This is a genomic window from Flavobacterium sp. (assembly GCF_031422135.1).
In the GTDB taxonomy this organism is placed as follows: Bacteria; Bacteroidota; Bacteroidia; order Flavobacteriales; family Flavobacteriaceae; genus Flavobacterium.
Genome location: NZ_JANOQD010000002.1, coordinates 1 through 7,855, shown reverse-complemented (window position 1 = coordinate 7,855; position 7,855 = coordinate 1). Strand labels below are relative to the sequence as shown.

9 protein-coding genes are annotated in these 7,855 nt (G+C 28.4%); 2 read left to right on the top strand and 7 right to left on the bottom strand.

Going from position 1 to position 7,855, the window contains the following annotated elements; all coding sequences use genetic code 11:
• Window positions 1–187, top strand: a 187-nt coding sequence (locus tag RMO70_RS00145; protein WP_310554390.1) for a hypothetical protein, incomplete at its 5' end; no start/stop codon positions are given.
• A 97-nt stretch (window positions 188–284) separates the two neighbouring features.
• Here RMO70_RS00145 and RMO70_RS00140 read toward each other — a convergent pair.
• The 6 genes from RMO70_RS00140 to RMO70_RS00115 all read right to left on the bottom strand — a co-directional run bounded on the left by RMO70_RS00140 (window position 285) and on the right by RMO70_RS00115 (window position 6,239).
• On the bottom strand, window positions 285–1,118 hold the full coding sequence (locus tag RMO70_RS00140) for a hypothetical protein (protein ID WP_310554389.1): 834 nt from the start codon (window positions 1,116–1,118) through the stop codon (window positions 285–287).
• Window positions 1,119–1,304: 186 nt separating this feature from the next.
• Window positions 1,305–2,243, bottom strand: a complete 939-nt coding sequence (locus tag RMO70_RS00135) for a hypothetical protein (protein ID WP_310554388.1) — start codon at window positions 2,241–2,243, stop codon at window positions 1,305–1,307.
• A gap of 89 nt (window positions 2,244–2,332) precedes the next feature.
• The gene (locus RMO70_RS00130) at window positions 2,333–3,835 is read right to left on the bottom strand and encodes a retropepsin-like aspartic protease (RefSeq protein ID WP_310554387.1); all 1,503 of its coding nucleotides are present in this window, start codon (window positions 3,833–3,835) and stop codon (window positions 2,333–2,335) included.
• Window positions 3,836–4,020: 185 nt separating this feature from the next.
• Window positions 4,021–4,242 carry a hypothetical protein gene (locus RMO70_RS00125; protein WP_310554386.1) on the bottom strand — a complete coding sequence of 74 codons (222 nt, stop codon included), beginning with the start codon at window positions 4,240–4,242 and terminating at the stop codon, window positions 4,021–4,023.
• Entirely contained in the window at window positions 4,239–5,897 is a 1,659-nt protein-coding gene (locus RMO70_RS00120) for a hypothetical protein (protein ID WP_310554385.1), read from the bottom strand. The genes RMO70_RS00125 and RMO70_RS00120 overlap by 4 nt, the downstream gene beginning before the upstream one ends.
• 3 nt (window positions 5,898–5,900) lie before the next feature.
• Window positions 5,901–6,239 carry a hypothetical protein gene (locus tag RMO70_RS00115; RefSeq protein ID WP_310554384.1) on the bottom strand — a complete coding sequence of 113 codons (339 nt, stop codon included), beginning with the start codon at window positions 6,237–6,239 and terminating at the stop codon, window positions 5,901–5,903.
• Window positions 6,240–7,052: 813 nt separating this feature from the next.
• Between RMO70_RS00115 and RMO70_RS00110 the strand changes: the two genes are divergently transcribed.
• Entirely contained in the window at window positions 7,053–7,196 is a 144-nt protein-coding gene (locus RMO70_RS00110) for a hypothetical protein (RefSeq protein ID WP_310554383.1), read from the top strand.
• Window positions 7,197–7,233: 37 nt separating this feature from the next.
• On the opposite strand, the gene RMO70_RS00105 is transcribed toward RMO70_RS00110, so the two are convergent.
• Complete coding sequence (locus tag RMO70_RS00105; RefSeq protein WP_310554382.1) at window positions 7,234–7,707, bottom strand: hypothetical protein; 474 nt, start codon at window positions 7,705–7,707, stop codon at window positions 7,234–7,236.
• Between the last annotated feature and the right edge of the window lie 148 nt (window positions 7,708–7,855).

Below are 7,855 nucleotides of genomic sequence, written 5' to 3'. Positions count from 1 at the left end.
CACCAAAATGTTATGGCGGTTAAAACTATTAAAATTAGTATTGTGTAAAGTATTTTTTTTGATTTTAGTATTTTCATTTAGTTTTTTAGAATTTTATATTTTGTTCGGTTTTCTATCCGGTGCGGTTGCATTTCTGCCAACGTCTCGTGGCTTGGCGTCAGTTGGGGATTTGGAAAGCCAAATGTAACGATTTAAGACTGAACTTTCAAGTACAAAACCAACCTATGAGTTTGCCTAAAACCCCAATTGCACCAAACCGCTGTTGGCAGATGTAATAATTTCTACTATGGTAATTCTATATCAGAAATTATGAAAGGAATTTTTTTAATTGAATTGTTTGATTCAATATTTAATATTAATTTCCAATTTTGATTTGGTTTTTCGCCAAACGAATATGAAATAAGATTATTTGTAGTTGATTTTCCATCATGTTCAATTTTTTTTCCGTTAACATCTTCAAAATATAAATCTACAAATTTTGATTCCTCTCCATTGACAAAGAAAAAAACTTGATTTGGATCATTATCATTCATACCAAACATTCCATCAAAAGCAGATACTAAACCTTCAACCATTTTTCTTGCGATTTCTGGCATTTTTTTTAATTCTTCCTCTTTTTTATCTTTATTTTCTTTTACGTATTTAGCGTATGATTCTTTGGTTAAATATACAACTTGAACAGGAGAGTTATTTGGCAAAAGATTTATGTTTGTTTTATTTTGATAATTTAAAATTTTAACAATCCCACCATTTACTTCAGTTGGATTATATAAACAAACTTCTCCTGCAATTTCTTTTATTACCTCTGCTTTTCGTGATGGAACTTTTAGTTCAAATGTAATTCTTGAATCTTGGTCAATAGTTACATAATCAAAACTACGATTTTCTTCATTTACTAAATCTATACCTTTGTCGTCAATTGCTTTTGAAATTTTACTAATTTTAACAAACTTGTATTTTCTTATTTCATCACCACTTATTTTTAAATTTATTTCACATTTATTGTTGTATAAATTATCAGAAGTTGTTCTGCTTTCATTAATTTCTTTGACCGATATTTTTTGTGAAAATATAGATGTAGTCAATATTAAAAATGCGATAGTTAAATTAATTTTCATATTTTTCTTCTTTTTACGTTTCTTTTTTAAAATTATATCTGCCAACGTCTCGTGGCTTGGCGTCAGTTGGGGATTTGGTTAGCCAAATGTATCGAATAAAAAACCAACTTGCAAGTACAAAACCAACTTTAACGTTTGCCTAAAACCCCAATTGCGCCAAACCGCTGTTGGTGGCTGGTGTATTTTTTAAATGTTGTTAATTTTAAATTTTGCAAATTGTTTTAAGTTTAGATATTTTTCAATATTTTTTATTATTTCAGTAGAATACTTCAACAATAAGTCAGTTACAAATTGTTTTTCTCCATATTCCAATTCTTTAGTAGTTAACAAGCTATATGATGTTGAATGCATTATCGCACTACATAATTCATAAATTTGTAAATATTCATTTTCTAAATCAACCGCCTTTGCTTTACAATTCCAACTTCTAATATCTTTTAATTCAGCAAAGATTTTTGAAGGTTGTCTTTTAAAATTAAATAAAGCTGACATTGTACTATTTAGCAATATTTGTTTTGAAATTTCTTTTTTTTGTTGATTTAAACCTTTTAATTTTTCTAAATATTTTGGCAATAGCTCTTTTTCCATCAAAGTTTTTTGGTATGCGTACCCATTAAATTTATAATCACCGAAAAATATTGTTAGTTCTTTTTCAGCTTGTTCATCAATTAATTTTTCAGTTTCATTCATTTTTTCAGATGTCAATTGAAATCTTTCATTATCATTTGTTATGTTTTTAAATTCTTCAAAATTATTTTGTTCTAATTTTATATATTTTTCAATTAATGAAATTTCGTTTTTCAAAACTTTTATAAATCTGTCTGTTTTTCCAATGTGATGTTCGTAGATAAAGTAATATAATTTGTAGGTTTGTTTTGGTTCAATTAATAAAAGTTTTGAATTAATTAATGTTTCAAAAACGTACCTTAATGTTGAGTATGTAAATATTACATTACCGTTATTTGCTAATAAATTTGTTTTTATATCAATCAATTTATTTATAATGTTGATTGAAAGACCATAATGTTCTGTTTGTTTTAAAGATACATAGAACATTTCGTTACTTGTAATTAAAGAGAGCAGTTCTTTCTCCTTAAGTATTAACTTATCAATTTTTTCGTCCATTATAATTGTCTTTTCTCAGGTTGGAGCTTGTTTTTTTTTAATCTTTACATTTACAAGGTTATTCTATATCAAATTAAATTTAAGCCTATTTATTCAAATGATATATATTGTTCTTTAGGATCAAATATTATTTTACCAAGTTTTTGAAGTGCTGATTGACCAATAAGTAATGGAGCGTTTTTATTGTTAACAATTGTTGCTTCGATATTATGTATTGTCTTTTTTCCAATTTGTATATCACGGATAATAATTTTTGTACCACTCGAAATACTGCCTGTTGCATCAGTAAAGTATTGTTTTCCTAATATATCTGACTTTGCTAATTTACCATTTTTAAATAAAAATAATGCCTCAGTTAACGAAATTGATACATCTGATGCACCAGTATCAAAAATAAATTCCATAGCAACTCCATTAACTAGAACGGGAACATAGTAAACACCGTTTTTCTTTTTTAAAATTACTTTGTTTGTATTGTTTTTAATATTTGCATCTGCAACTTCAATTTCCCCTATTGGTGCATACTTTGCTTGTATTAAATCCATGTCATTACTTTTGTTTATAGAATTTGTATTAAGAATGTCTAAACTTGCGTTTATTAGTGTCGTTTTTCCATTCTGATAAATAACATAGAAATTTTTTTCATCTTCAACAAAGCATTTGATATGTGAAAATGAATTAAAAGTAAGGGTTTTTGTACCCTGGTTATTTCTAACATTTAATGTTATACCTTTACCATTAACAATTGAATCTGATATAATGAGTTCACCATTATTTATATAAACAGTTTTATAATTTGTTAAACCATTATTTGTAATTGAATTTAATAACGCTGATTTACATATCATTAAATACGAATTAATTTCTTGAATAGGAATATTATTGTATTCTATTCTTCGAAAAATAAAAGACTGGTAGTAGCCAATTTTATATGCAAAACCGTTACTACCTGATTCCATTTGAATATGCGGGTTTACTACGTAACCTTGCATATCATGTAATTTTAAATATTTACCTCTTTTTGCATTGTAAGTTTTTGTAAACAATAAACATTCATCTACTTTATCTAACAAATTCTGTTTCCAAGAATTTGGATATTTATGTTCAATTTTCTTGAAATTACGTAATGCATAATTGAATAATGCTTGTCGTGCAACTTTTGAATTAAAAATTGCATCAGTGAATTCGTTAGCCATAAAATGATCACCTGCCCTTTCATATAGAACGGGAAAATCTAATCTTTTTAACACGGATAAACAATTTTCTTTTAAGTCAGTAAAAGACACGTCATTAGTTGACATACTTTTTAGTAAAATAGGTTCTCCCGACTCTATGTCTGTATTAGATATTTCAATTTCGTATGGTTTTCGATCGAACCAACTATTGTTTTGTTTGCGTTCAATATCTCCTGTCCACTTGTATGGTGATTCGTGAAAATAGTATTCATCGCTGGCTAGTTTTGGATATATTTCGTTATCTCGTAAATTAATTTGTTCTGTTACTATTGGATTGTTATTTTCATAAATTATTATGAATGACGTTGTAACTGTTATTAGACTGATTACGAACAATACTTTTTGTAAGATTTTCACTGTATAAAATTTTTTATTTATTATTTTTTTTCGAACACTAGCCACCAACGTTCCCGCGCTTGGCGTCAGTTGCGAACTTCGGAACTGATTATTTTCCACTAAGATAAAATTTCTTGCGGAACGCAAACGTGAATTTACCACAAAATTCGCAATTGCGCCAAACGTGTGTTGTGGGAAGTAATAATTTATTCTACTATTTCTCTGTCCTTATAATTTTCGTAATTACTTCTAATATCTTCTGCAAGAACTTTCAATTGTTCAAAGTCATAGTCAAGCTCTTCGCCTTGAAGTTTAAACTCTCGTGAAGTGTCAGTAAAACTTTGATAGAAAACGACACGAAATATCTTATTCTCATCTTCTTCATATAAAATAAAGTCCCAATTATGTTTGAAAAGTTCTTTTCTCATTTGTTTAAATATTTTATTGTACAGTGAATACCTTCTTTTAATCCTTCAGTTTTAATAATTATTTCCAAATTTCCATCAGGTAGAACACCTCCAGGGAGCCATTTTTCGTTAGTTCCATACTCGTTGCCTGTTGGTATTTCTATTTTGGAATCTTTTGTAATTTTAAAATCAATCCTTACTAACTCTCCATTTTCAATTTGTTTAATTGGTTTTCCTAATTTTATTGCCTGTTCTTCTGTTGATAACATCAAAATATCATCAATATCTGATTTTCTACTAGCAAATTCAGTTTTTTCTAAATCTGGTTTGCCAATGCCGAAATCTTCAAAATCTCTTTTTGAAACAACTCTTGAAGCAATTCCTTCTTTTTGAAACAGTTCATAATGTTCTTTGATGTATTCGCCTTTTAGATATTCCTTTGGATTATCTCTACTTCCTTTTGGTTCTTCAAGAACTTTTTCCTTCGTCCAACCTCTTTTCCAACCCTTTTCTAATCTATTAATTGAGTCTAAAGTCTTTTTTCTTTTACGTCTCGCCAAAACTTCGTCAATCCATTTGGTGAATTTAGGAAGTTGTTTTGTGAGTTTTGCAATACCTTTAATAATAGTAATGATAGTTACAATTATATCAATTGCTAAAATAGTATCTTCTCCTTCATTATACTGAAGTTGATATTGATTTAATTCTGGGTCATCATATCGAGAGTATTTGTATTGTTTAATAGAATTTATCGCGTCATCAATTATCTTCATTGGGTCTTTTAGAATTGCTTCTAAAATTTCTTCAATACCTTCTCGAATTTGTAATGTTTCTAGGTTAATACCATCTTCTAATAATTCGCTAATTATTATGTTTAATGCTAATAAAACAATGTCAATAATTCCTGCAATAAATTCAACAGTTCCATTCCAAACTCCACAGATGTAGGGAATTTTTAGTTTTAGGTCATTTTTATTTTCAATAATCCAAGCCTTAAACTTTTGAATGCTTTTTATTTTATTGTCTATGGCTTTTATCAAATCTTCAATCAAAGGTGTTTTGAATTCAAAACCTACAATATTGAAAGATTTTATAAGTTCTAATTTTGCTTTATATTCATTGAGTTCCTTAATTAAGTTATCACATTTTGTGACAAAATACTTTACTGCATCTTCGGGTTTTGTAAAAAGATACTTATCTGACTTTAGTGTTGGATCCCATTGTTCACGAGAAAATTTTAAATCTTCGTGGAGAAATGTAGAAATATTTTCTGTAATTCGTTTTATGAAGTTTTCAGCATCTAAAACGGATATATCTGAGATTAATTTAGTTTGAAGTTTTATAGATTCTATAAATGCTTTTGCAATTTCATCTTCTTTAAAATGAAAAGTATTGTTGTTTTTATGCTGGCTGTAAACATATTTCGCCCAAAATTTGGTTAAATCTTCTGTGCCTTTGTATTGATAATAATATTTTAACATTGCATCGCTCATTTTAATAAGCAATACTCTTCCTAAACTTATTGTAAAATCGTCTTTTTCTGCGTAAACAATAAAATCAATTTCATCATCATCTGTTCCTTTTGAATTTTTTAGTTTCAGGTTTTCTTCACTAAACTCTTTGATAAGTTTTGTTGCATTATAATCGTGAATTACTTCGTATTTCCAAGCTCCCATATTTTATAATTTTGGAATTTGTCCTTTTAATATTTCTCGTTCCTCTTTATAAAACATACTATTTTTGCCAAAAGGACTTTCCATCGCGATTTCGTTTGAGATTTCTCTGAATGATTTGTTTGTTGTAACAGATGCAAATGGGTCATTTGTTGAATTTCCATTCAATAAATTTGCTGATTCTTGGTCTAATATCATAGGAATTCCGTCAGGCATTAGTTTTAGTGTCATTCCTTTAATGGGTTCAACAATTCCTTGGCTGTTCTTTTTGAACAACATATCAAACATAAAACCTTCCGACTCTTCTTTTATTTTATGATACAACTCTTTTTCTTTCTCAGTCATTTTCATTTAAATTTACTTAATAACGCAATTTTTGTCGAATTATTTCCCACAACGTCTCGTGGCTTGGCGTCAGTTGGGGATTTGGTTAGCCAAATGTATACATTAAAGACCAAACTTCCAAGTACAAAACCAACTTTAAAGTTTGCCTAAAACCCCAATTGCGCCAAACCGCTGTTAGCGGAAGTGCTGATTTATAGTTTGTTGCTGTTTTTCAATTATTTGTAAATAATTTTTTTTGATTTGAATATTTATTTCTAGGAAATAATTTTAGATTTTCGGCAAATTTTTAGTTTCAAATCTGAACAGATTTATTCGATTTATGATTAACTTTCGGTTTAATTTCTGTATGATTCAATTCGGTTTCGGTTCAATTTTCGGTTTAATTTCTGCATGATACAATTTGTTTTCGGTTCAACTTTTGGTTTAATTTCTCGACTGTTCTTTTCGGTTTTGGTTCAACTATCGGTTTAATTTCTTAACAGTTCTTTTCGATTTAATTTCTCGACAATTCTTTTCGGTTTCGGTTCAATTTTCGGCTTAATTTCTCAAGTTTTTTTCGGTTTCGGTTCAACTTTCTGTTCAACATTCGGTTCAACTTTCGGTTTAACTTTCCGTTTAATTTCTTGTCAGTTCTTTTCTGTTTCGGTTTAATTTTCGGTTTAATTTCACAAAAGTTTTTTCCGGTTTTGGTTCAACTTTCGAGTTAATTTTTTGCCAAATTCTTTTCGGTTTTGATTCTACTTTCTGCTTAAGTTTTCCGCACAATTTCTGTTTTGTGATTCTCCGAGTTTTACTCTTTTCCAAATCAAGAAAATGATTCATTTTCTACCGAATTCTCGTTGTCCCGCATTTCCGCTAACGTCTCGTGGCTTGGCGTCAGTTGGGGATTTGGTTAGCCAAATGTATAAATTTAAGACCGAACTTCCAAGTACAAAACCAACTTTAAAGTTTGCCTAAAACCCCAATTGCGCCAAACCGCTGTTGTGTGACGTTTTTATCCTTCTCCATTTATAATTAATTCATAATAAATTTGACGAGATAAGTTTATTTTTACATTAAAATAGCATTTACCTCCATCTGCCACCCTTATTAAATTTTTTCTCCATTCTGTATCCCATAAGTAGCAAAAACAATTTACCCAAACTTCTTTTTCTCCTTTTGAATTAATTGTAGCAACATATTGTTTATAGTATTTTTTTAATTCAATATTATTTTTTAAGGTAAATTCTGAATTACGTTGTTTAATGCATTTTGATAATAATTCTGTAACCATTTGTAATTCTTTATAATTCAATTTAGTGCTTTTGTTATTTTTTAAAACTCCATAATTATCTTTTTCAAATGGCATAAGTGCAATTGTAGTGTCAAGTGCTATTATGCCAATTTGTTTCTTTTTCGGATTATTATTTTGTCCACAACAATCATTAAAGATTGCAATTAAAAACAATAAAATCAATATTCTTTTCATAGATTCTGTTTTGTCATATCCTAAAATACGTTGACCTTTTTTTAGGTTAATAATTGATTCAAATTTAAACTTAATTGCCGGAACATTGATAAGTTTTTTAAAAAATTCCCTTCGGGTTTTAAAAACTTATCAACATTCCTACGATGCA

What these genes read in the sequence shown, in the direction of transcription:
- RMO70_RS00110 (WP_310554383.1), top strand. Translation starts at nt 7,053, where the DNA reads ATGATTCATTTTCTACCGAATTCTCGTTGTCCCGCATTTCCGCTAACG.
- RMO70_RS00105 (WP_310554382.1), bottom strand. Translation starts at nt 7,707, where the DNA reads ATGAAAAGAATATTGATTTTATTGTTTTTAATTGCAATCTTTAATGAT.
- RMO70_RS00115 (WP_310554384.1), bottom strand. Translation starts at nt 6,239, where the DNA reads ATGACTGAGAAAGAAAAAGAGTTGTATCATAAAATAAAAGAAGAGTCG.
- RMO70_RS00120 (WP_310554385.1), bottom strand. Translation starts at nt 5,897, where the DNA reads ATGGGAGCTTGGAAATACGAAGTAATTCACGATTATAATGCAACAAAA.
- RMO70_RS00125 (WP_310554386.1), bottom strand. Translation starts at nt 4,242, where the DNA reads ATGAGAAAAGAACTTTTCAAACATAATTGGGACTTTATTTTATATGAA.
- RMO70_RS00140 (WP_310554389.1), bottom strand. Translation starts at nt 1,118, where the DNA reads ATGAAAATTAATTTAACTATCGCATTTTTAATATTGACTACATCTATA.
- RMO70_RS00135 (WP_310554388.1), bottom strand. Translation starts at nt 2,243, where the DNA reads ATGGACGAAAAAATTGATAAGTTAATACTTAAGGAGAAAGAACTGCTC.